Below are 20,988 nucleotides of genomic sequence, written 5' to 3'. Positions count from 1 at the left end.
GTGGGAAGCCGAACTCAAGCCCGTCACCGCCTGGAGCTGCTCCCACGGCGTCGATCGCTGGCAGGATGACTGCGGCTGTGGCGGCGGCGGGGTGTGGAACCAACAGTGGCGGCGACCCCTGCGCGACAGCCTCAACTGGCTGCGCGACGAACTGGCGAGCGTGTACGAAGAGCACGGAGCGGCCCTGCTGCGCGATCCCTGGGCGGCGCGAGATGCCTATGTGGCCGTGATGGGCGATCGCAGCCCTGAGAGTCTCAACGCTTTCTTTAAGACTCACCAAACCCGTAAGCTCTCAGCCGTGGAGCGGGTCACCGCCCTGCAGCTGCTCGAAATGCAGCGCCACGCCCTGTTCATGTACACCAGCTGCGGCTGGTTTTTTGAAGAACTCTCTCGCCCCGAAGGCACCCAAATTCTGCGCTATGCCGCCCGCGCCATCGAGCTGGCCGGGGAAGTGGCGGGGATCGCCCTGGAGCCGGAGTTTGTCAAGCGGCTGCTTCACGCGCCCAGCAACATCAGTGAATTTGCGACCGGGGCTGGCGTCTATGAGGCGCTGGTCAAACCCTCCCGCATTTCGCTGGAGCAGGTGGTGGCCCACTATGCTATGGGATCGCTATTTACCGACTACCACCGCGAGCAGACGGTCTACTGCTACACCGTCAAGCAGCACGACTACCGCCGCCAGCGTATGGGGCCAATGTCGCTCGCCGTTGGCCAGGTCGAAATCACCTCCACCATTACCCGCGAGAGCATTAGCCTCGCCTTTGCGGTAGTGCACCTGGGCGGTTGGGACTTCCACTGCGGGATCAGCACGATGCGATCGCGCCTCGCCTACACCCGCGCCAAAGCAGCAGTCTTTGACAGTCTGAGTCAGGCCAGCGCCGCCCAGGTGATTCTCGCCATCAACAGCGCCTTTGGGCCCCACACCTACGGCCTGCAAGACCTGTTTGCCGAAGAGCGCCACCGTATGATGGGCCTGCTCTCCCAAGACACCCTGCTGCGCCTCGACCAGCTCTACGCTCAGGTCTACCGCGACAACTACGGCGTGCTGCGCGCCTTTCACCGCGACGGGTTGCCCGTACCCAAAGAGCTACAGGTCGCCGCTGATATCGCCCTCAGCCACCGGGCCATGGAGGTGCTGCAATCTTTGGAACGCGAAACCAGCGACCCCACCGCTAGCCCCTTGCGCCAGGGCGAAGACTACTTGAATGAGCTTGAGGCGATCGCCACCGAAGCCAGCACCTGCAATGCATCCCTATCGCTAGCGGCGGCCAAGCCCATGCTGGAGCGTCTGGTCGGGCGATCGGTGTGGCAAATCCTCAACCAAGCACCCACCGAATCCCTCGCCGCCGATGTGGATTGGCTCGGGCGGCTGGTGAATCTGGGCCAGCAGCTCTCTCTGGGTCTCTCACTAGAACACCCCCAAGAGCTGTATTACCAGCACCTCAACCGCCAGGTCTTCGCCTTGCTAAAACAGGCCGCTGTCTCCAAAAAGGCCCTCGGCCCCGACAGCCGCGCCCAAGTCAACGACATCCTACGCCTCGGCGAATACCTGTCGATGGATGTGGGCGCGGTGCTGAAGGCGTTGGATCACCTTGATCCCGGTCGGCCCGTCTAAAAGGACCAACGTTAGTAATTGGGTAGCTTCAATCAAATAAGCTTGTAGGGTGTGTTGTGGCGATCGCCCAACGCACCACAGGGTTTAGGCTGCTACATCTGCCCTAGCAACCTATCGTACTCCGCGTGCGAGCCTACCCAAAACCAGATCACGGTATCTCCTTCTAACTGCCCTACGACTCGATAGTTCTTGTTGATGCGAGCAGAGTAAATCGGCAGATCTGGATGTACCTTCTTGAAACGCAAACTTGGGTAACTGGGGTCTTTCTGGAAATGGCGATAAGCTGAACGAGTCTGCTGTTGAACCTGGTTTGGCAAATTAGCAAACAATTTACGGAACTGTATCGTAGTACGGGATTTCACAGCTTATCTGGATCCAGTTCTTCAGTCTCCCCTGCATAATGCTCAGCCATTGCTGAGGCAGCGAGTTTGGCCAATAAATCTGATGAGCGGGAAAATGACTCATCCCAACTCCGCTCTTCTTCAATTTCTTCCAGGATGATGGACGCGATCGCATTTTGCTCACTTTCAGGCAAAGTCTGCAACCGTGCGATCGCCTGCTCAAGTAACTCAGTCATCGCTGTCCTCACTTTTGGTATCCAAGTGTTCTAATTCCATTATCATCATTTGCCCTCGAATGCGCTCAGGAGATCGTCGGGTAAAGGTGCGTCAAAATCAGCCGGGACAGTGAATTCTCTCGCACACAAACCAAATGGTCGCAGTTGTTTTTCTTTAGTGGTGGGGTTGAGTTCTGCGATCGCCTCCTGAGCTAGCGCATCTAATTTACCGTCTGCAACGTCCTGCTCTAGCTGTTCATCCCAGCGGTCATAATCTAGGACAAGAAGCCAAAGTTTTAGCCTTTCAAACTCGTTTGATGGCAACGAAAGGATAGCCGCTTCAATTTGCTCTAAATTAGACATAATCCTTTGAACCTCTCTATCCTTAATATGAGTATTTAGCAGAATCTTTATTTTTCCTCAAATGCGCTTAGCAGATCTTCAGGTAGAGGCGTATCAAAACCTGCTGGAACAGTAAAATCACCAGCACACAAGCCAAATGGTGGTAGTTGTTTTTCTTTGTCAATAGGCTTGAGTTCTGCGATCGCCTGATCAGCCCTAAAGATAACAAGCGTCTCACCTGCCTCTACTTAGCGAAGATATTTGAGCGGATCGCGCTGAATCTCATCAATTGTTATGTTTAGCATCGTTTTCTTTCAATATATAGTGATGGATAAAATAAGTTAGAGGAAAGGAAAGATCGCATTTTGCTTAATCTCGGGCAAAGTCTGTAACCGGGTGATCGCCTGCTTAAGTAACGAGGTCGTAATCACGTTCCCCCGTATACTCATCTCGTAGAGCAACCGTTTGCACCATAACGTGACCATCTACGACTCGTCGCATAACAGCCCGAAGTTCCTCAAGTGAGAGTTCGGTTTCTAGCTCTACCTCTACATCAGGAAAGGGCGGAGAGTTGATGATAGTGATTTTGTCGAAGCCTCTACTAAGAAGGCTCCGTAGATTATCTACGTCCGGTTGGCACTCAGCCCTAAAACGATAAATATGGTTGGCACTTAGTAAGACATCGCCAGTTGGTTGGATATCGGATCTCGAGATAATAATTGGTTGAGGCTTATTAGGCCGACCAAGTAAGTCAATTGCATTACAACCAAATTGAAAGGCCTGTTCCACTGGCCGTCCGGCACTAAGCGCATCGTAAAAACCGACTGCGAACTCAATAGCACTGCCGTCGGCGATTTCCTCGTTCATACCAATTACGTGCGAAATTCTTGTTGCGAGGGCGGCAGCTTGGATCTTTGAGTAACAGGCGTTCAGTAGGACACACCCAAGACTATCGCTGAAAAGATTGAATAGATCCCTTAACGCTTCAGGAGGAACGACAACGGCATCACCGATAGCATTTTCCAGTACTAGCCCATTCACATCACCGTGACCGCTAAAGTGAACGATTTGTGGTTGCTCATCAAGTAGAGCCCGTCGAAGATCTCTTGAGCGCGGTGCCCATATTGCTTTTAGAGCGAATACAGCTCGACGGGATGAACGGTGAAGGGCTTGCTCGATTTCCCGCACTTCCTCATCAAGCCGCAAACGGCTTGTGTCCTTCGGGTTCGCCGCAACAATGAGGATCTTAGACTTCTTCTTCACAAATGATTCTCGAATAACAGCTGGTTCCTAAGTGGGTTACATGGAAACTATCCATATGAATTCAAAATGAAGCTGCACTTCATTAATCTGCTGGAAGGTGGCTGGAGAAGACGTAAATGCGTTGGCTTTCTAGGCTGCCGCAGAGGTCGGAGGGTTTGACGGTTTCGGCGGTGGGCACCCCGTCGCGCTGGAATACCTGGCGATCGAGTTTTACCTGTAGGCCGCTGAAGGGGTCGCTGCCGCCGGAGATTAGGAACGCTAGCTGATCGACGTCGGGCCAGGCGGCGAGTTTGTCGAGCAGGGTTGCGATCGCCTTTATCTTCGGCTCATTACAATCGCGATACCAGGTTTCGGCTCCAGCTTCTGTTACCCCTTCTAAACCCAAATTGACAATAATATCGGGCTGGCTAAACAGGGCCGCCGCCACCGGGCGGGCCTCCTCTTGCAGCATCAGCCCCAGCGACTGGGCCAGTCCGCGCAGTTGCTCTAGCTTTTGGTAGCGGTCTTGCACCGTTAGATTGCCGCTGTGCCAGTGAATCGCCACCGTTACCAGGTAGGTGTGCATCAGCAGATGGCCCAACTTTTGGGCCTTGGTGGCCAGATAGGCTGAGTTGTAGGGAGTAGCCTCGATAATCAACGGCACCCTATTGACCATTTCCAGGCCGTAGCCCTTGATGCCCGCGATTTTGCGGGGGTTGTTGGTAATCAGGCAAAATTTCTGCACGCCGATGTCGTTGAGAATTTGCGCTCCCACGCCGTAATTGCGCTGGTCTACAGGCAGGCCCAGCTTTTCGTTGGCTTCTACCGTGTCGAGGCCCATGTCTTGCAGCGAGTAGGCCTTGAGCTTGTTCACTAGGCCAATGCCGCGCCCCTCCTGGCGCAGGTAGACCACCACGCCGCGCCCGGCAGCATCAATCATTTTGAGCGCCGCCTGGAGCTGCATGCGGCAGTCGCAGCGCAGCGAGCCAAAGGCATCGCCGGTCAGGCATTCGGAGTGGACGCGCACCATTACCGGCTGGTCGGCGAAGGTGGCGGGGTCGCCTTTGACCATAGCCACGTGCTCTGAGCCATCGAGCAGGTTGCGGTAGGCATAGATGGCAAAGTCGCCAAACTGGGTAGGCATAGTGGCCACGGCCTCGCGCTGCACAAAGCGCTCGTGCTGTAGGCGGTAGCTGATCAAATCGGCAATGCTGATCAGCTTGAGGCCAAAGGTTTTGGCGTAGTCGACCAGTTCGGGCAGCCGCGCCATCGAGCCATCAGGGTTTTGGATTTCGCAGATTACCCCCGCCGGGTACAGTCCGGCTAGTCGGGCCAGATCGACCCCGGCCTCGGTGTGGCCCGCTCGCTTGAGCACGCCGCCGTCTTTGGCTCGCAGCGGAAAGATGTGGCCGGGGCGACGCAGGTCTTGAGGGCGAGCGTTGGGGTTGATGGCCACTTGAATGGTGCGGGCGCGATCGTCGGCGGAAATGCCGGTGGTGACGCCCCAGCTCAGGGCGGCGTCGATGCTGACGGTGAAGGCGGTCTGCTCGTTTTCGTCTTCAAAGGCGCTAGGGCTGACCATCAGCGGCAGGTCTAGCTCGTCGAGGCGATCGCCCGTCATGGCCAGGCAGATCAGCCCCCGTGCTTCTACCGCCATAAAGTTGATGATGTCGGGGGTGGCAAACTGGGCGGCGCAGATCACATCGCCTTCATTCTCGCGGTTCTCGTCGTCGACCACCACAATTGACTTCCCGGCGGCCAGATCGTGGAGGGCCGACTCAATGGAGTCAAACTGAAATTCAGAAGCGGGCTGGCTTACGGCTTCGGGCATCTCCGAGGTTGAGTCAAGCACGGTAGGGCTAGCCTTCAATAAAGTACGTTCACTCTTAAAATTCTAGCTTTACCGCTTCAGCTTCACTTGCCGGGCAATCGCACCCAGGGCCAGATTAGAGAAATTATTGAGGCCATTAACAATGCTGCTCACAGCATCTCAAGCCACCATGTTGATCTGAGATTACTGGTTTACTATTACAGTGCTTATCTAAAGCGGTAGTGCTGACGTCGTCGGCTACCGCCCTAGCCCTTCCTACCCGGCCACCTAGCCAATCCTAGAACCATGAGCGAGTCACCAGCAGGAAAAATTACGGTCGGCATTGTCGGGGCATCGGGTTACGGAGGGGTGCAGCTGGTGCGGCTGCTGACTCAGCACCCTGAGGTAGAGCTGGTGTACCTGGGCGGCGACAGCAGCGCTGGGCAGCCTTACACCGATATTTACCCTCACCTGGCGGGTTCGGTAAATCTGACGGTAGAGGCGGTGGATTTGAGCGCGATCGCCCAGCGTTGTCAGGCCGTTTTTCTATCACTGCCCAATGGGTTGGCCCACACGATGGCCCCCATCCTACTTGAACAGGGCTGCAAGGTGCTCGATCTGTCGGCCGACTACCGCTTTGAGAATTTGAATACCTATCAGTCGTGGTACGGGGGCGATCGCGCCGATCAAGTCACCGCTGCCGAAGCAGTCTATGGCCTACCCGAGCTGTTCCGCGATCGCATTCGTGACGCCCGCTTAGTGGGCTGCCCCGGCTGCTACCCCACCGCTAGCCTGCTCGGCATTGCGCCCCTGCTCAAGCAGGGGCTAGCTCAGCCCGAGAGCCTGATCATCGACGCCAAGTCGGGCACTTCCGGCGGTGGGCGGGTGGCCAAAACCGGCATGCTTTTGGCTGAAGCCAGCAACTCTCTAGGGGCCTACGGCGTTACCCGCCACCGCCATACCCCAGAAATTGAGCAAATTTGCACCCATCTGGCTCATCACGAGGTCACCGTGCAATTTACCCCTCACCTGATCCCTATGGTTCGGGGCATTTTGGCCACTATTTACGCCACCCTGCGCGACCCTGGCCTGGTGCGCGACGACCTGCTCACCATCTACACTGCCTTTTACCGAGCATCCCCTTGGGTAACGGTGCTGCCCAACGGTACCTACCCGCAAACCAAGTGGGCCTGGGGAACCAACCGCTGCTTTATCGGTCTCGAAACCGACCCCCGCACCGGGCGGGTAATTGTCATGTCTGCGATCGACAATCTGATGAAAGGCCAAGCCTCTCAAGCAGTGCAGTGCTTCAACCTGATGATGGGCCTGGAAGAGGGGCTTGGCTTACCGACAACGGCGTTCTATCCGTAGTCGCTACTAGGTGAGTCAGTTCAATATGAATGGGTGAGTAGCGAGAGTTACCCACCCATTCACGTTTGGCTCAGTCCGTCCACACCACCTGCCGCTCTGAACGGCTGCGGTACCCCGTTTGTTCTTGAATTATCCGCCCTGCCTGGGCTGGGTCAAAGTGGCGATCAAAGTCGGCCCGTAGGCGAGTATTAGCTGCTTCTGCTTGGGCTAATTCGGCACGGGCAGTCTCAAGTTGCTGCACCTGAACTTGCAGGTAGGGCACCAGACGCCCCAGCGATACTCCAGCCACCAGGGCTAAAAATACATTGACCCCTAACCGCGCGCTAACCTCCAACGCAAGGGTATGACGCGCTAGCCGACGCCAAGGCTCGGCCCGTCGCTGCCGCCGCCGAACAGATGGGCGCGTAGAAGAAGACATCGGCAGCGGACGGCGCGAAGTCGAACGACTCATAGGATAGGAACTCTAAGCTGGCCTTTATTATGCCTGAGAATAATGAGAATAAACCTGATCCAGCGCCCAATGTGGGTGGTTTTTCTAAGGGAAAACACAGCTTGCGATCGAGTCACAATATACATCTTCAATGGGTCTTCATCCAGGTGAGCATTACGGAAACTTGATAGTTGAGTTTGGGGTTAAGGCATAATGAAAGCAACGGAGTCCCTGCCCCATGCCCCGAAGAATTTTTATTGGCGATATTCACGGTCACTACGACGGCCTACAGCGGCTGTGGGATGCGATCGCGCCCGATGCCGACGATGAAATTTACTGCGTCGGCGATTTAATCGATCGCGGCCCCAAGAGTGCTGACGTAGTCGACTTTGTGCGCCGCCACGCTACTAACTGCGTGCGGGGCAACCACGAGCAGCTGATTCTCGATACCTTTGTCGACGGCAAAATCAACCCCCCCACCCTCCAGGGCTGGATTTTTAGCGGCGGTCAGGCCACTCTCACCAGCTACCACGGCTCCGCCGCTACCCTCGAAGACCACCTCGAATGGCTGCGCCAGCTGCCCCTCTATATCGACCTGGGCGATCTGTGGCTGGTGCACGCCGGAGTCAACCCCATGCTGCCCGTGGCTGAGCAAAGCAGCTATGAAATGTGCTGGATTCGCGAAACCTTCCACAGCAGCCTGACGCCCTTTTTCTCCGACAAGCTGATCATCACCGGGCACACCATTACCTTCACCTTCCCCGGCGTAGACCCCGGCCAAATTGTCGCCGGGCGTGGCTGGCTCGATATCGATACTGGCGTGTACCACCCCCGCAGCGGCTGGCTTACCGCCCTCGACTGGGATAATCAGATAGTCTATCAGGTAAATGTGTTTGAGCCGATCGAACGGGTGCGATCGTGCGCCGAGGCGATCACCCACCTCGACCCCACAATGATCAAAAAACGCCCCCGCGATCTGGCCACCCGCGCCGCGTATTAGGGGAGCCTGGCAGGAAACTAACTCGTGGGTAAAAACAAGCTTTATCGCAGACAGCTAGAGGGGCAAAAGCAAGCACTAGCAGAGCATTTAGCCACAATTGCCAAAGAACGTGAGAAACCAGAACGCCAACAAGACCAAGGACTTATTGCCCACTGGGAAAAGACTGTAGCAAACTGCCGACAGCAAATTACCAAGCTCGAAAGGAGGCTCAACCTATGACTCAAGCAGTCTCTGACCTGTCTTTAGCCAGGCTTAAGCGCCATTTAGGAGAATATCGCCCTCAGCTTGAGAAGGCTTTGCTGGCCATTCAGGTCTTAGAAACCAGTCACTCGGAGTCGGATGAGTTTGCCCTAGCCCTAGCCGACTTACAGGTTTGCGCAACGGTCTTAGAACCCTATTCTGAGGGGTTGGTCAATGCGATCGAGCAATTTACAGAAGACCAGCCCGATGATTGACGGTAGGAGATAAAAATTTTGGGCATGACTCTCGGCGCGGGCTGCCCCCATTAAAGCCTGAATCAACTGTGATGGGTAGGCTGGGCGTTACTCAGGGACGTGGCTCAGTTCCTCGATCGCATCGCCGTATTATTCAATTGCAGCCGGGTGTCATGCGATCGCATCAGGTGGTTTCTCAATTGCATCGCCTGGTTACTCAATTGCAGTGGGATGTTATGCGATCGCATCAGCCCGTTTCTCAATGACATGAGCCTGTTATGCGATTGCAGCGGATGGTTTCTCGATTGCATAGGGATGTCATGCGATCGCAGCCCGATGCAATTGAATGTCGCCATTCCGACTAGGGAAGGCGATCGCGTGAAAAGACCCCTGGGTTTTTGACAAACCCAGGGGTCTGGATCTACATCCCTATACCGTGGCCGGAATCTTGATGCCTGAGAGAATGCCTTCCTTTTGCGCCATGTAGAGCATCAGGTCAACCACTCGCATCGAGTAGCCCCACTCGTTGTCGTACCAGGCGACGACCTTAAAGAAATTCTCGTTAAGACCAATGCCTGCCCCGGCATCAAAGGTGCTGGAGTGGGGGTCGGTGATGAAGTCGCTGGAAACCACATCATCTTCGGTGTAGGCCAACACACCTTGCATGGGGCCATTCGCAGCGGCTTTGACAGCCGCACAGATGGCCTCGTAGCTGGTAGCCTGCTCGGTTCTAAAGGTGAGATCGACCACCGATACGTTGGGCGTGGGTACGCGAAAGGCCATGCCCGTGAGTTTGCCTTTTAGCTCGGGCAGCACTAGGGTAACGGCCTTGGCCGCCCCAGTCGAGGCGGGGATGATGTTTTGGCTAGCGCCGCGCCCGCCGCGAAAGTCTTTCTTGGAAGGGCCATCAACGGTGGGTTGAGTAGCGGTGGCGGCGTGGACGGTGGTCATTAGCCCGTCGGCCAGGCCAAAGGAATCGTTAATGACTTTCGCGACGGGGGCAAGGCAGTTCGTGGTGCAGCTAGCATTCGACACAATGATGTCGCTAGCGGGGTTAAAGGTTTCGTGGTTAACGCCGACCACAAAGGTGCGTACTTTGTCGGGGTCTTTGGTCGGGGCAGAAAGAATCACCCGCTTGGCCCCGGCATCAATGTGCTGGTGAGCGGTATCGAAGGTGGTGAAAAGGCCAGTAGATTCGACCACGTAGTCAGCACCGAGATCGCCCCAGGGCAGATCTGTGGGGTTGCGCTCGGCCATACAAGGGATTTTTTTGCCGTCGACCACAATACCATCTTCAACGGCTTCGACAGTGCCGTCAAAGCGGCCGTGGGTAGAGTCGTACTTGAGCAGGTAGGCGAGGTTTTCGGGTGGCACCAGGTCATTAATGCCGACAAATTCAATGTTATGGTTCTTGATGCCGCCGCGCAGTACCAGGCGACCAATGCGGCCAAAGCCGTTGATACCAACTTTTAAGGTTGTCATGATCAGAGTTCCTTATTTGTAGGTTTGCCGTGCAATAGACTGCGATTGGCACAGTCTATTCTCTCTTCAAGATGGGCCATTGGTTGACTCCTGAGTTAGCCATGCCTAGCCCTGAAAATAGTCGTCACTCCCCACTGAAAAATGCTATGGGTAAAAAATGGGGCAGGTGCAAGATCTACGCTTTTATTTCAGAGTTGAGTTTTGACGAAAAGGATTAAAATATTCAGGTAGATAGGTGTCTGCAAAAAATAACTGTCGCTATGCCTACAATCTATAGGTACGCGTAGTTATGGCAGTAATTGACTTTACCTATAGTTCCAGGCGGCCACGGGAGAAAGCACGATGTTTACTGGCCTCGATCTGGTTGTGATATTGCTGGTGTTTTTTGCGTTTTTTTACGCGACAAGCAAGCCGAGTAAAGATAAAGATGCAGGATTTAAGCTAGAGCCGCTAACGCTTCTGCTGGTGACGGTTGTAGTAGGCATGGTGGCAATTTCTCTGATGGATCGCTGACGCTGTAGTAGTTGGCAAGTGGGCCATCTAGAGCGCCAGAGAGAAAGGGGGGTTAAGCCAAGCTGATGTTTGCCACAGCAGACTCGCGAAAGAGCGGACTAATAGACAGCGGCATAAGTGTGGCGACTATTGCCAATCGCGAGGGAGCAGGGGAGCTAGGGAGCCAAGCGAGCCGGAATAGTGGACTTATTTCAGACTTCGAGTATTTCAGCCTTTGAGTACTAGAGAAAAATCGAGAGAGGGCGTAGAAAGCTGGCTAGGCGATTGTAGGCTGCCTGAATGTTGTCGCCTTCTAGCACTACTTCTTCGGTGGGATAGTTTTGCAGGAGTTCAAGCAGGGTAATCTGCTGGTCATCGCTGGCCGAAAGTACCAGGGCCGATCGCAGCGCTTGTCGATCGGCCTCGCCCGCACCCGTATGGATCGACTGGCCTAGGTAGTCGAGCACCCACTCGCCAGGACGGCTGTTGAGGGAGCGATCGAGGATGACGGGGTCGGCAGCCAGGGGACGAGTGAGCAGCGATCGCAGTTCGCCCGGATTTTGCCCAGCCTGGTTAAGCAACCCACCCAACACGCCGGTTGATTCACCCGTATTGGCCAACAATTCGAGCAGGGCGACGGGTACAGTGCGGCTAAACCCTCGATAGTTGAGCCGCACCCGTTCGGCGGCGAGCCCTGGGCGGGCAGCCAGGGTACTTAGCCCCAGACTAACCAAAGCGATGGCTGTAACTATTCGCCGTTGCATTGCGATCTCCTACCGACTAATCTCCTGACGAGCGGCTGTTGCCTAATGTTGCGACCCGTATGTAGTCAGTATAACGATGTCATAAAGGTGTCAAGCGCTGGCCCCAGCGCGGGTGCTAAGGGAGTAACAAAAGCGATCGGCCCGCGAAATGGTGGCCCCGTGTAGAACTGGCTGCTGATCGCTGCTGTAGGCTGTGTAGCGATAAACCATTAGGGCGTGGCCTAGGGGCACTTCTAAGTAGCCGCTGAGGTCGTAGTCGGCGTGGGTGCACTCAATCACCGCATCTAAACAATCGATGGGTATACCGTTTTGAGCCAGGATGGGAAAGGTCATTTGGTGTTCTAGCAGCGGTGCAAAGCGGTCTCCCAGGTCGGCAATTAGGTAGGTCAAATCTACGGCCCCAGCTGCCCCATCCATGCGAAAGAGTTTTTTTTGTACATAGACGGGTGACGCTTTTGGAATGCCCAGGGCCGCCGCTGCATCGCTGGGGGCAGCGGCAGGCTCAAACACCAGATTTTCAAAGGAAAAGGCGATGCCCTGGCGGGCCATATCTTGTTCTAAAAACACCAACGGACTGGAGAGTGAATAGGTGACTTTCTTTTGAGGTGTGACAAAGACGCCTTTGCCCCGGTAGGCGATCGCCAGCCCCTGGCTGACCAGGTTGGCCACGGCCTGACGAGCGGTAATACGGCTAACGCTGAAGGTTTCCATCAGCTGGTGCTCGCTGGGCAAGCGATCGCCCGAGGTGTACACCCCCGACTCAATCTGGTGGCGCAGCTTTTCCGAAATGCTGATGTGAAGCGGAGGAGACATAGTCAGGAAACCATCAATAGGCGGTGGGCATGCTCAAATGCAGCTTGACCACCCTAAATAATGTGCTAAGCTCACTTGTTATAACAAGTTGGTTGTGACCAACTATCTGAGGGTCGCTATGCTGGCCGCTTGAGTCAGCAGGTCGTTATGGGAAAGGTGAACTAAGCCTGGGAAAGTACCCAGACAGGCTGCTTCCCGTTCTCATTATCTGATGTTGCCAAGGCATTTTCTACCAAAACGTTAACCATGCTTACGAATACTACACCTGCTGCCAAACTCGGCTCGCTGCCTGTTCAACCTCGCCAGGTCTTGTCCGCCGACGCTTTGACCACCCTCAACCAGCGATCGAACTGGGCCGGGGCGGTTCAGTTTTTGGGCCATTTGGGGGTGACGGCCATCAGCGGCTACCTGTGGGCTACCGCGCCGCTAGTGGTAGCGCTGCCTGCCCTGGTCATTTGCGGGGCTAGCCTGGCGCTCATGTTTTGCCCCATGCACGAGTGCTGCCACCGCACCGCCTTTGCCAACCCCCGCCTCAACGATGGCGCGGCCTGGCTGGCGGGGCTGCTGTCGTTTTATAACAGCACCTTTTACCGGCGCTACCACAAGTGGCACCACCGCTATACCCAAATTCCAGGCAAAGACCCTGAGCTAGACGACCCCAAGCCCCACAGCCTGGGCAATTATGTTTGGCAGCTCAGCGGTATTCCCTGGTGGATCGGTAAAGTGCGCTGCCACGGTAAGGTGGCGCTGGGTCAGCTAGAGGGCATGTATTATCTGCCCGAAAGCTGCCATGCCGGGCTGGTGCGATCGCTGCGTCTGCAGCTTTTGACCTATGCTGCGGTCATTGCGGTCTCTACTGTGCTCGGCAACCCTTGGTTTTTGTTCACCTACTGGGTGCTGCCGCTGGCGGTCGGTCAGCCACTGCTGCGGTTTGTGCTGCTGGCCGAGCACACTGGCTGTCCCAACGACGAAAACCCGTTGATTAACACTCGCACCACGCTCACCCTCTGGCCCCTGCGCTGGCTGATGTGGAACATGCCGTTCCATGCCGAGCACCACCTGTATCCGTCGATTCCGTTTCAGGCGCTGCCGATGGCCCACGGGCAGCTTAAGCCCTACTTTGAGCACATTGATCCAGGCTACGTGCGGGTAAATCGCGGCATTGTGGCCGACTTTAGCTAGGAATGGACATGGCGACACCAAAGCAGTTTGTGCTGAAGGACTTCCCGCTACAGTGTGGGACCGTTCTCCCCGAGGCGGAAGTCGTGTACCAGGTCTATGGCGAGCTAAACGGCGATCGCACTAACGCCATGCTCTACCCCACCTCCTACGGAGCGCAGCACACCGATGTTGACTGGCTGGTGCGCCCCGGCGGTATTCTCGACCCCAGCCGCTGGTGCGTGGTGATGGTGAATATGTTTGGCAATGGTCTTTCGACCTCGCCCAGCAACGATCCCGCCGTAGTCGGTCCCGGTATCTACTTCACCCACTACGACAATGTGCGGGCTCAGGTCGCGCTGATCAACGCGCTCGAGATCGACCAACTCGCCCTAGTCTACGGCTGGTCAATGGGGGCGCAGCAGGGCTACCACTGGGCTGCGCTGTATCCCGATCGCGTAAAGCGTCTGGCGGCCCTCTGCGGTACCGCCAAAACCACCGACCACAACAAACTCTTTCTCTATAGCCTGCGGGCCGCCCTCACCAGCGACCCGACCTGGAATGGCGATCGCTTTGAAGGTACGCCCGATCGCGGCTTTCACACCTTTGCCCAAATCTATGCCGGCTGGGCGGCATCGCAGGCCTACTACCGGGCCAAACCCTACCTAGCCTGGGGCTACGACTCGCTCGAAGACTATATTTTGCGCGGCTGGGAGGCGGGCTATCGCAAGCGCGATCCCCACAACCTGCTGGCCATGATCGACACCTGGCTACGCTGCGACGTGGGGGCCAACCCGGTGTACAACGGGAACTACCTGCAGGCGATGGCGGCGATTACGGCTCAAACACTGGTGATGCCCGCCACCACCGACCTCTACTTCACCCCTGAAGATTGCGAAGCCGAAGCAGCCCTGATTCCCAACGCTAAGTTTTGGGCGATTCCGTCAATCTGGGGGCACCGGGCGGGCAACCCCTACCAAAACCCGGAGGATGAGGCCTTTATCAAAGGGGCGATCGCAGCCCTGCTCAGTCAATAACCCGAACTCGAAATTAGGGTTCGAGCTGAATGGTCGACTCACACTGCACCGGAAAGTTGACCGAGTTGGCGACAAAGCACTTTTGATGGGCCTGCGCATGGAGCTGTGTTGCCAACTCTGCATTGCTTTGAGATGCCAGGGTGACGACAGGGCGCAGCAAAACCTTAGAAAACTGTCCGCTGCCGCCCTCCGTTTCAATCATCGTACCGATGGGATAGTCGACATAACCAGTGACTACGACCTTGGCCTCAGCGCACAGGTGCAGGTACCAGAGCATATGGCAGCTCGATAGAGACGCAACCAACATTTCTTCTGGATTGTACTTGGTTTTATCGCCGCGAAAGGCCGGGTCAGCCGAGGCTTCGATCGGAGGTTTGCCCTCAACGCTAATGCGGTGGGCGCGATCGTAGGCGCGGTAGCTCTCGGTGCCCTGGCCGTTATTACCGGTCCAGTGCACCTCTACTCGGTAGAGGTGGTGTTTAGATTGGCTCATACTGTTCCTCGCCACTGCAGTGCCCGTTGCTCCATAGCTTTGACAAATTCGTCTTTGCCATCCATGTAGCCGTCGATGTCTTCAGGATACTGTGCTGCCAGGGCGCGTTTGAGGTTGCTGTACTGCTGGGCGCAGTCGGGATGAGCGATCATAAAGTCGCGAAAGGCCAGGTGGCGAACGATTTCGAAGGAACCCGTTTGAAAGGTGTGGACGTGATGGGTTCGGTCGCCCTCGGCACTGTCTTTGCGAAAGTAGCGTCGCCCCGGCAGGCCAAACTCGCCCATCACCTCGTAGCCCAAAGCGACCATCGCGGCACTGTAACCATCGACCATGTCGATGTCGTTGACCTCCACTAGCAGATCGATCACGGGTTTGGCATAGATATTGGCAATGGCGGTACTGCCGATATGGTGAATGTGCACCACACTGTCGCCCAAAGCCAGGGCAACCTGGGCGGCTTCGGCTTCAAAGTCTCTAACCCACTGATAGTTGGGGGGATGAACCTGAACCTGTCTCATGGCGATCGCAGCAAACTACAGCGCTAGGAAAACTATACGCGATCGCCCTTAGGGGCTGATCTTTGACCATCGTGGCAAGAAAAGCGACCTTCAAACCAAAAAAGAGCGCCTCGAAAGACGCTCTTCTTAGCTAATTAGACTTGATCCAGAAACGCTAGGCCGTTCAGGCCCAGAATTTGCTTACTTCTCCAAAATCACCTTAGCTACCATGCCAGCTCCACGGTGGGGAGCGCAGTAGTAGGTGTAGGTACCAGCAGGCATGTCGCTGGTAAAGGTGGTGGAGTAGTTTTCGCCGGGGGCAAAGGTCAGCTGAGTGTGGGAGATGCTGTCGGCCAGGGCCTTGTCGCCAGGCACGTTAGCGGCATCAAACACGACGTTGTGGGGGGCCATTTTGTTGTTCACCCAGGTCACAGTATCGCCAGGCGAAACGGTGACAGTGCTGGGTTCGAATACGAGTAGACCCGCATCAGAACCCATTTTGACATCGTAATTGGTGGCTGCAGCGGGTGCAGAGGCTAGGGTAAGCGTACCCACCACTAGCAGAGCAGACAAAATAACTAGACCCAAACGCTGGGCGGCGCGAAATACACGTTGCATATCTACCTCTAAAACTCGTATCTCCAGTTCAATCAGGGGGCTGTTAAACAGCCTTCCTATCGCATATTACCTGCTTTGCGCGGTAACTTGGAGCTTTGACCCTGGGGTAATTGCCGTCGTGGGCGACCTACGAAGCACTGCTAGCAGAAATCGTAGTTAACCTAGACGTAACCCATCAAACACTGGCTCAGCTCCCAAGCTACCAAACTTTCCCTAGACCTGAGGAGCAGAGAAGCGGGTTTTACCAGCTCCCCACATGTCGCCAATGACCTTGGGCTGAAGCAAAATATGACCTGAGATCGCCACCAAATCTTCCTCGGTCAAACTACGCATCTTGGGATAAATATCGGCGCTCTTCTTGCTGGGGTGCACCTGAGAAATATCGGTTAGACCATCGTAGGTCATCGGCTCTTTCAGGTAGGCCACCAAAGCTTCAATATTGTCGCGAGCAGGCAGGGCACCGGCCAGAGTCTCTGGATCAAGGCCAACGGTGGGGTTGGTCTTGGTAATTCCTCCTACGTGGCAGGTGCCACAGGCGTAGTTAAACTGGCGACGACCACGAGTGATCTGCTCCAGTGACAACACATAGGTATCGCCTCCGGCATTGAGCGGCACCGTACGGGTAGCTTCATCTAGCTCAGCCGCGACAGCGTCTCCCATGACCAGGTGGCTTACAAAGAAGAGTGCGACCGCAACTAGCCAAATGCATCTCTTCAACATGGTTCTCCTCGAATGTATAGGGCTTGGGTATGAAATCAACACAGCTGTATCAAGTCCATCTGAGGATATGTTTGTCCTAGGGCAAACCTCCACATCTGGCCTTGAATTTAGAGTTAACTCAATGGAGTTTTCCCCCATCAAATCATTCTTGTAATGTCTATCATGCCACCGAAGGGGTCCATTCCCAATGTTTTGCCGTTACAAATCGACGCTAATGTGGGTTGGCGCTACGGTTTCTAAGCTATTGCTCCAGGAAGCATGACCATCTAAAGCGGCAGGTACAGCGACGGGCTGATGCAGTTGAATCAGCTGAGCCAGCCGCTGTTTGAGCTGGGTGCGTGGCACAATTAAGTCGACAAAACCGTGGTCGCGCAGGTATTCAGCGGTCTGAAAGTCATCAGGAAGTTTTTCGCGCAGGGTTTGCTCGACCACTCGGCGACCGGCAAACCCGATGGTAGCTTTGGGCTCAGCCAAAATAATATCGCCCAGCATGGCAAAGCTGGCCGTCACGCCACCTGTCGTGGGGTGGGTGAGCACCGGCATGTAGAGGAGCTTAGCGGCCTGGTGCTGCTGTAGCGCCCCAGAAATCTTGGCCATTTGCATCAGGCTGAGCATGCCCTCCTGCATTCGGGCTCCCCCCGAGGCGCAGACAATGATGACGGGGCGACCGGTGGCGGTACCGCGCTCGATCATACGGGTGAGCTTTTCGCCCACCACCGAGCCCATGCTGCCGCCCATAAAACGAAAATCCATGACGCCGAGGGCTACGGGTAGGCCGTCGAGCTCGCCTAGACCGGTTTGCACAGCGTCGCTCAGCTTGGTTTTAGCCTGGGTATCGCGCAGGCGATCGCCGTAGCCCTTGCGATCTTTAAAACTAAGCGGATCCTGGGGCTGAATGTGGGTATCGAGCGCCTGCCAGGTGTTGGCATCGATAAGCTGGCGAATGCGTTCGTCGCTAAAGATGCGGTGGTGATGGCCGCACTCGCCGCAGACCCACTGATTGGTGCGTAGGTCTTTGGTGTAGGTGAGAACGTCGCAGTGCTCACACTTAGTCCATAGGCCATCGGCAATTTCTCGCTCCTGGCGGTCTTCGCTAATAGGGCCTGACTTACGGCGATTTGCAAACCAGTCAAACAGAGACATGGGCAGTGCGTTAGCTCAACAGCGACGGAATAACCTATAAAGTGTCCAAAATGAACACAACTCACATCCTAGCGGGTTTGCGACCTCTGCGATAGATAGGCCGGATCGGGGCTAATGCAGTAGCCGCCACTATGGAAGCAGCATCACTTGGTAGTCATGATATAAACCCCATCCCAATCTTCGGGAGGCGGCTGCAGCCGATACTGGCGGGCTCGACTGAGGTGTACCGCCACGGCTTTGTCGTCGGGGCGCATCTGCTGGGCTTGCTCAAAGAGGATCAGGGCCTCGTCAAAGCGCATCGAAGTATAGGCGCTACGAGCTTTGGCATAAAGGTCTAAAAATTCTTCGGTGCCAGGGGTGAGCGGGGTATCGCATTTATCGATTAGCTCGTAGAGGCCGACAGCCTGCTGCTTGCCCTTGACCTGGGTGCGATCGAGTTCGCGCACCCAAATCTTGTCGGCGCAGAGAGCATAGGTGTATTCGCTGATCACAATGTCGCAGCCGTACTCTTTGGTAACGCCCTCCAGGCGAGAGCTGAGGTTGACCCCATCGCCAATCACCGTATACTCCATTTTGCGCTGGGAGCCAATGTTGCCTGAAACGACCTCGCCAGAGCTAATACCAATGCCAAAGCGGATCTCGGGCTGACCCAGGACCCCCCGCTCGGCATTAAACTTTGCTAACCGCCGCCGCATATCCAGGGCGCTCTGCACTGCTGCCCAGGCATGGTTGGTGAGGGGCAGTGGCGCGCCGAACACGGCCATCAGCGCGTCGCCGATAAATTTGTCGAGGGTGCCCTCAAAGTTAAACACCGACTCCACCATGGTTTCAAAGTAGGCGTTGAGCATTTCAACGACTTTGTCGGCTTCTAAATCTTCGGTCAGGGTGGTGTAGCCGCGAATGTCGGAGAACAGTACGGTGACTTCTTTTCGCTCGCCTTTCATCAACAAATCGTCGCCCAGGGCCATGACCTGCTCGGCTACGCCGGGGGTCATGTAGCGGTAGAGGGTGCTCTTCATCCGCTTCTCCTGGCTGATGTCTTCGAGCACTAGCAGACCGCCTAGCACGCCGCCCTCGGGATTGGTGAGAGGGTTGACGGTGAGATTAATGCTGCGCTCGATGCGTTGCACTAGGTCGGCTGGCACTGGTGGAGCGGCTAAATTGCCCCAGGCTCGATAGATTTCGGGATGACCAGGATCGGGTAGGGCCAGTTCAGAGATGAGGTCTAACCCAGTGCCAGGGCCGGGGGCCACCGCTACCCGCAGGCTCTGCTCAGGGACATAGTGGCGAGCGCCGTGTTTTAGGCTGTCTTCAAGGCGAAAGTGCAGGCTATCGATGGGGATCGCATCCCATACGGGGCGATGCAGGAGGGCAGATTGCCAGCGATCGCGAATTTTACGGCTGTAGTCGGTATCTTCGGGGCAGCCAATTAGCTCTAGGGCGGCGTCGTTGATGGTAACAATGCGGCCCTCCATATCGGTGGAGATAACGGCATCGGAGAGACTTTGCAAAATGTCTTTCTGGTACTGCTTTTCGACCAGTACGCTCTCAAACAGCTTGGCATTTTCTAGGGCTACACCAGCCTGAATGTTAAAGGCTCGCATGAAAGCCTCGTCGGAGGTGGTGAAGGTACCCTGGGCCTTATTGATGAGCTGAGTAACCGCGATCAGTCTGCCGCCCGAGTCAAACACAGGCATGCAGAGAATGGTGCGGGTGGTGTAGCCGGTGCGTTTGTCGGGGTCGGGGTTAAAGCGGGGATCTTGGTAGGCGTCGGGAATATTCAGTAGCTCGCCCGTGGTGGCTACATGGCCGACAATGCCGCTGTTTCTAGGATTGCGCAGCTCCATCATCGATTTGCCGTCGCCCGACTTGACCTTTGACCACAGGTCGCCGCTTTCGTCGTCGATCAGCCACAGGGTGCTGCGATCGGCCTGCATGAGCTGGCGGGCCTCTTCCATCACCGACTGCAGGGTTTTTTCTAAATCTAAGCTTTGCTCCAGCGATGAGATCGCCTTGAGTAGGGCGGCGACCCCCTTCTGGTTGCGGGCGGCAATATAGAAGGAATTGCAGCTTTCGAGAATTACCCCCAGCGATTCGGCGAATTCTTTGAAGTGGCGCTCGTCTTGACCGTTGAAGGGGGTGCTGTTGAGCTTGTTGAGCAGCTGCACCACCGCCACAATACTGTTGCTCTTTTTGCTCAGTACCGGCATGCAGAGGATGCTGCGAGTACGGTAGCCGTGCTTTTGGTCGTAGGTGCTGTCAAAGCGCTCGTCAGCATAGGCGTCGGGGATATTTAGCGGTGTGACGTTGGTGGCCACATAGCCCGAGATCCCTTTGCCCATAGGTACGCGAATTTCGAGCGATCGCTCCCCATCCCCCTGGGCAATTTTTGACCACAGCTCCTGCTTTTCGTGATCCACCATGAAGATGGTGGTACGCTCGGCCTGCAAAATTTGGCCAATCTTGAGGGTAAAGGCTTCTAAGATTTGCTCCAGCATGATCTCCAACGACTCGTTGTTGATCATGTCGATAGCACGCAAAAAATGCTCAAACTCCGCCGTAATTTGGTCGAGCAGGCTAATAAACTGCGGGGTCGGCAGATCGCGTACCCGGTTAGTCAGAGAACTGTGCTGGTTAGCCAGAGACAGCGCAGTGATCATGCTGCCATGATCACTGCCCGGCCCTAAGGGGCCATTGATCTGAGTTGCCATAGGAACCCTACTCAAGCGTGGCAGATGGGAACGAAAGCAATGGGCGCAGTCAGCCGCCTGGGTAGTTATAAAGTGTGTAGGCTTTAGCCTATTGGCGGCAGGCCAAAGGCACTGTGTCAATGGAGCTGTAAATGAGGGCTACTCCTCTAGCGCCAACACGCTGCCAAGGCAACTGCAAACCCGCTAGACACCTATTACTCTAACCGTATACCCCAGGTCTAGGGCAGTAAACGTTGCGATTTGAACAGAATGCCCTGGCT

24 protein-coding genes and 1 pseudogene are annotated in these 20,988 nt (G+C 55.7%); 9 read left to right on the top strand and 16 right to left on the bottom strand.

Features of this window, described 5'->3' with window-relative positions:
- A partial coding sequence (locus IQ273_RS05510; RefSeq protein ID WP_194022167.1) for a DUF3536 domain-containing protein occupies window positions 1–1,615 on the top strand: 1,615 nt, incomplete at its 5' end.
- A 92-nt stretch (window positions 1,616–1,707) separates the two neighbouring features.
- On the opposite strand, the gene IQ273_RS35685 is transcribed toward IQ273_RS05510, so the two are convergent.
- The 6 genes and pseudogenes from IQ273_RS35685 to ribBA form a co-directional block, all read right to left on the bottom strand.
- Window positions 1,708–1,977: a hypothetical protein gene (locus IQ273_RS35685; RefSeq protein WP_397197122.1), complete on the bottom strand. Its 270-nt coding sequence runs from the start codon at window positions 1,975–1,977 to the stop codon at window positions 1,708–1,710.
- Window positions 1,974–2,192 (bottom strand): hypothetical protein, encoded by a 219-nt coding sequence (locus IQ273_RS05505; RefSeq protein ID WP_194022166.1) that lies wholly within the window; start codon window positions 2,190–2,192, stop codon window positions 1,974–1,976. Before IQ273_RS05505 ends, IQ273_RS35685 begins: the two co-directional genes overlap by 4 nt.
- A gap of 45 nt (window positions 2,193–2,237) precedes the next feature.
- Window positions 2,238–2,534 (bottom strand): hypothetical protein, encoded by a 297-nt coding sequence (locus tag IQ273_RS33515; RefSeq protein WP_228052392.1) that lies wholly within the window; start codon window positions 2,532–2,534, stop codon window positions 2,238–2,240.
- A 47-nt stretch (window positions 2,535–2,581) separates the two neighbouring features.
- Window positions 2,582–2,818, bottom strand: a pseudogene (locus IQ273_RS35680) (type II toxin-antitoxin system Phd/YefM family antitoxin).
- A gap of 103 nt (window positions 2,819–2,921) precedes the next feature.
- The gene (locus IQ273_RS05495) at window positions 2,922–3,776 is read right to left on the bottom strand and encodes a CHAT domain-containing protein (protein ID WP_194022165.1); all 855 of its coding nucleotides are present in this window, start codon (window positions 3,774–3,776) and stop codon (window positions 2,922–2,924) included.
- An 82-nt stretch (window positions 3,777–3,858) separates the two neighbouring features.
- Entirely contained in the window at window positions 3,859–5,586 is a 1,728-nt protein-coding gene (ribBA, locus tag IQ273_RS05490; RefSeq protein ID WP_194022170.1) for a bifunctional 3,4-dihydroxy-2-butanone-4-phosphate synthase/GTP cyclohydrolase II, read from the bottom strand.
- Between the two features lie 285 nt (window positions 5,587–5,871).
- Between ribBA and argC the strand changes: the two genes are divergently transcribed.
- Window positions 5,872–6,936: an N-acetyl-gamma-glutamyl-phosphate reductase gene (gene argC, locus IQ273_RS05485; protein WP_194022164.1), complete on the top strand. Its 1,065-nt coding sequence runs from the start codon at window positions 5,872–5,874 to the stop codon at window positions 6,934–6,936.
- Window positions 6,937–7,006: 70 nt separating this feature from the next.
- Here the strand turns inward: argC and IQ273_RS05480 are convergent, their stop codons facing one another.
- Window positions 7,007–7,387 (bottom strand): hypothetical protein, encoded by a 381-nt coding sequence (locus IQ273_RS05480; RefSeq protein WP_194022163.1) that lies wholly within the window; start codon window positions 7,385–7,387, stop codon window positions 7,007–7,009.
- A 217-nt stretch (window positions 7,388–7,604) separates the two neighbouring features.
- Between IQ273_RS05480 and IQ273_RS05475 the strand changes: the two genes are divergently transcribed.
- The 4 genes from IQ273_RS05475 (at window position 7,605) to IQ273_RS05460 (ending at window position 9,066) form a co-directional block, all read left to right on the top strand.
- Window positions 7,605–8,366, top strand: a complete 762-nt coding sequence (locus IQ273_RS05475; protein WP_194022162.1) for a metallophosphoesterase — start codon at window positions 7,605–7,607, stop codon at window positions 8,364–8,366.
- Window positions 8,367–8,390: 24 nt separating this feature from the next.
- Window positions 8,391–8,585: a hypothetical protein gene (locus tag IQ273_RS05470; protein WP_194022161.1), complete on the top strand. Its 195-nt coding sequence runs from the start codon at window positions 8,391–8,393 to the stop codon at window positions 8,583–8,585.
- Window positions 8,582–8,821 (top strand): hypothetical protein, encoded by a 240-nt coding sequence (locus IQ273_RS05465; protein ID WP_194022160.1) that lies wholly within the window; start codon window positions 8,582–8,584, stop codon window positions 8,819–8,821. Before IQ273_RS05470 ends, IQ273_RS05465 begins: the two co-directional genes overlap by 4 nt.
- A gap of 68 nt (window positions 8,822–8,889) precedes the next feature.
- Window positions 8,890–9,066, top strand: a complete 177-nt coding sequence (locus tag IQ273_RS05460) for a hypothetical protein (protein WP_194022159.1) — start codon at window positions 8,890–8,892, stop codon at window positions 9,064–9,066.
- 163 nt (window positions 9,067–9,229) lie between these two features.
- Here the strand turns inward: IQ273_RS05460 and gap are convergent, their stop codons facing one another.
- Window positions 9,230–10,282: a type I glyceraldehyde-3-phosphate dehydrogenase gene (gap, locus tag IQ273_RS05455; protein WP_194022158.1), complete on the bottom strand. Its 1,053-nt coding sequence runs from the start codon at window positions 10,280–10,282 to the stop codon at window positions 9,230–9,232.
- A 342-nt stretch (window positions 10,283–10,624) separates the two neighbouring features.
- On the opposite strand from gap, the gene IQ273_RS05450 reads away from it, so the two are divergent.
- Window positions 10,625–10,795, top strand: a complete 171-nt coding sequence (locus tag IQ273_RS05450; protein WP_194022157.1) for a hypothetical protein — start codon at window positions 10,625–10,627, stop codon at window positions 10,793–10,795.
- 221 nt (window positions 10,796–11,016) lie between these two features.
- On the opposite strand, the gene IQ273_RS05445 is transcribed toward IQ273_RS05450, so the two are convergent.
- Window positions 11,017–11,538 carry an alpha/beta hydrolase gene (locus IQ273_RS05445; RefSeq protein WP_194022156.1) on the bottom strand — a complete coding sequence of 174 codons (522 nt, stop codon included), beginning with the start codon at window positions 11,536–11,538 and terminating at the stop codon, window positions 11,017–11,019.
- A gap of 90 nt (window positions 11,539–11,628) precedes the next feature.
- Window positions 11,629–12,351, bottom strand: a complete 723-nt coding sequence (locus tag IQ273_RS05440; protein WP_194022155.1) for a GntR family transcriptional regulator — start codon at window positions 12,349–12,351, stop codon at window positions 11,629–11,631.
- A gap of 246 nt (window positions 12,352–12,597) precedes the next feature.
- Between IQ273_RS05440 and IQ273_RS05435 the strand changes: the two genes are divergently transcribed.
- Entirely contained in the window at window positions 12,598–13,533 is a 936-nt protein-coding gene (locus IQ273_RS05435; protein WP_194022154.1) for a fatty acid desaturase, read from the top strand.
- 8 nt (window positions 13,534–13,541) lie between these two features.
- Window positions 13,542–14,546, top strand: a complete 1,005-nt coding sequence (locus tag IQ273_RS05430; protein ID WP_194022153.1) for an alpha/beta fold hydrolase — start codon at window positions 13,542–13,544, stop codon at window positions 14,544–14,546.
- Between the two features lie 13 nt (window positions 14,547–14,559).
- On the opposite strand, the gene IQ273_RS05425 is transcribed toward IQ273_RS05430, so the two are convergent.
- The 6 genes from IQ273_RS05425 to IQ273_RS05400 form a co-directional block, all read right to left on the bottom strand.
- Window positions 14,560–15,039, bottom strand: a complete 480-nt coding sequence (locus IQ273_RS05425; protein WP_194022152.1) for an OsmC family protein — start codon at window positions 15,037–15,039, stop codon at window positions 14,560–14,562.
- Window positions 15,036–15,557 carry a GrpB family protein gene (locus tag IQ273_RS05420; protein ID WP_194022151.1) on the bottom strand — a complete coding sequence of 174 codons (522 nt, stop codon included), beginning with the start codon at window positions 15,555–15,557 and terminating at the stop codon, window positions 15,036–15,038. Before IQ273_RS05420 ends, IQ273_RS05425 begins: the two co-directional genes overlap by 4 nt.
- A 180-nt stretch (window positions 15,558–15,737) precedes the next feature.
- On the bottom strand, window positions 15,738–16,154 hold the full coding sequence (petE, locus tag IQ273_RS05415; protein ID WP_106919696.1) for a plastocyanin: 417 nt from the start codon (window positions 16,152–16,154) through the stop codon (window positions 15,738–15,740).
- A 213-nt stretch (window positions 16,155–16,367) separates the two neighbouring features.
- On the bottom strand, window positions 16,368–16,874 hold the full coding sequence (gene psbV, locus IQ273_RS05410) for a photosystem II cytochrome c-550 (protein ID WP_194022150.1): 507 nt from the start codon (window positions 16,872–16,874) through the stop codon (window positions 16,368–16,370).
- Window positions 16,875–17,072: 198 nt separating this feature from the next.
- Complete coding sequence (accD, locus tag IQ273_RS05405; protein ID WP_194022149.1) at window positions 17,073–18,017, bottom strand: acetyl-CoA carboxylase, carboxyltransferase subunit beta; 945 nt, start codon at window positions 18,015–18,017, stop codon at window positions 17,073–17,075.
- 143 nt (window positions 18,018–18,160) lie between these two features.
- Complete coding sequence (locus IQ273_RS05400) at window positions 18,161–20,728, bottom strand: adenylate/guanylate cyclase domain-containing protein (RefSeq protein ID WP_194022148.1); 2,568 nt, start codon at window positions 20,726–20,728, stop codon at window positions 18,161–18,163.
- Window positions 20,729–20,988: the final 260 nt, after the last annotated feature.

The sequence above is a fragment of the Nodosilinea sp. LEGE 07298 genome, assembly GCF_015207265.1.
GTDB lineage: Bacteria > Cyanobacteriota > Cyanobacteriia > Phormidesmidales > Phormidesmidaceae > Nodosilinea.
The sequence above is the reverse complement of the archived record's forward strand: the minus strand, read 5'-3'. Positions and strand labels throughout refer to the sequence as shown.

What these genes read in the sequence shown, in the direction of transcription:
- IQ273_RS05445 (WP_194022156.1), bottom strand. Translation starts at nt 11,538, where the DNA reads ATGCAACGGCGAATAGTTACAGCCATCGCTTTGGTTAGTCTGGGGCTA.
- IQ273_RS05430 (WP_194022153.1), top strand. Translation starts at nt 13,542, where the DNA reads ATGGCGACACCAAAGCAGTTTGTGCTGAAGGACTTCCCGCTACAGTGT.
- IQ273_RS05435 (WP_194022154.1), top strand. Translation starts at nt 12,598, where the DNA reads ATGCTTACGAATACTACACCTGCTGCCAAACTCGGCTCGCTGCCTGTT.
- petE (WP_106919696.1), bottom strand. Translation starts at nt 16,154, where the DNA reads ATGCAACGTGTATTTCGCGCCGCCCAGCGTTTGGGTCTAGTTATTTTG.
- IQ273_RS05480 (WP_194022163.1), bottom strand. Translation starts at nt 7,387, where the DNA reads ATGAGTCGTTCGACTTCGCGCCGTCCGCTGCCGATGTCTTCTTCTACG.
- IQ273_RS05400 (WP_194022148.1), bottom strand. Translation starts at nt 20,728, where the DNA reads ATGGCAACTCAGATCAATGGCCCCTTAGGGCCGGGCAGTGATCATGGC.
- IQ273_RS05420 (WP_194022151.1), bottom strand. Translation starts at nt 15,557, where the DNA reads ATGAGACAGGTTCAGGTTCATCCCCCCAACTATCAGTGGGTTAGAGAC.
- accD (WP_194022149.1), bottom strand. Translation starts at nt 18,017, where the DNA reads ATGTCTCTGTTTGACTGGTTTGCAAATCGCCGTAAGTCAGGCCCTATT.
- IQ273_RS05425 (WP_194022152.1), bottom strand. Translation starts at nt 15,039, where the DNA reads ATGAGCCAATCTAAACACCACCTCTACCGAGTAGAGGTGCACTGGACC.
- IQ273_RS05465 (WP_194022160.1), top strand. Translation starts at nt 8,582, where the DNA reads ATGACTCAAGCAGTCTCTGACCTGTCTTTAGCCAGGCTTAAGCGCCAT.
- IQ273_RS05505 (WP_194022166.1), bottom strand. Translation starts at nt 2,192, where the DNA reads ATGACTGAGTTACTTGAGCAGGCGATCGCACGGTTGCAGACTTTGCCT.
- psbV (WP_194022150.1), bottom strand. Translation starts at nt 16,874, where the DNA reads ATGTTGAAGAGATGCATTTGGCTAGTTGCGGTCGCACTCTTCTTTGTA.
- argC (WP_194022164.1), top strand. Translation starts at nt 5,872, where the DNA reads ATGAGCGAGTCACCAGCAGGAAAAATTACGGTCGGCATTGTCGGGGCA.
- IQ273_RS05440 (WP_194022155.1), bottom strand. Translation starts at nt 12,351, where the DNA reads ATGTCTCCTCCGCTTCACATCAGCATTTCGGAAAAGCTGCGCCACCAG.
- IQ273_RS05475 (WP_194022162.1), top strand. Translation starts at nt 7,605, where the DNA reads ATGCCCCGAAGAATTTTTATTGGCGATATTCACGGTCACTACGACGGC.
- IQ273_RS05450 (WP_194022157.1), top strand. Translation starts at nt 10,625, where the DNA reads ATGTTTACTGGCCTCGATCTGGTTGTGATATTGCTGGTGTTTTTTGCG.
- IQ273_RS33515 (WP_228052392.1), bottom strand. Translation starts at nt 2,534, where the DNA reads ATGTCTAATTTAGAGCAAATTGAAGCGGCTATCCTTTCGTTGCCATCA.
- ribBA (WP_194022170.1), bottom strand. Translation starts at nt 5,586, where the DNA reads ATGCCCGAAGCCGTAAGCCAGCCCGCTTCTGAATTTCAGTTTGACTCC.
- gap (WP_194022158.1), bottom strand. Translation starts at nt 10,282, where the DNA reads ATGACAACCTTAAAAGTTGGTATCAACGGCTTTGGCCGCATTGGTCGC.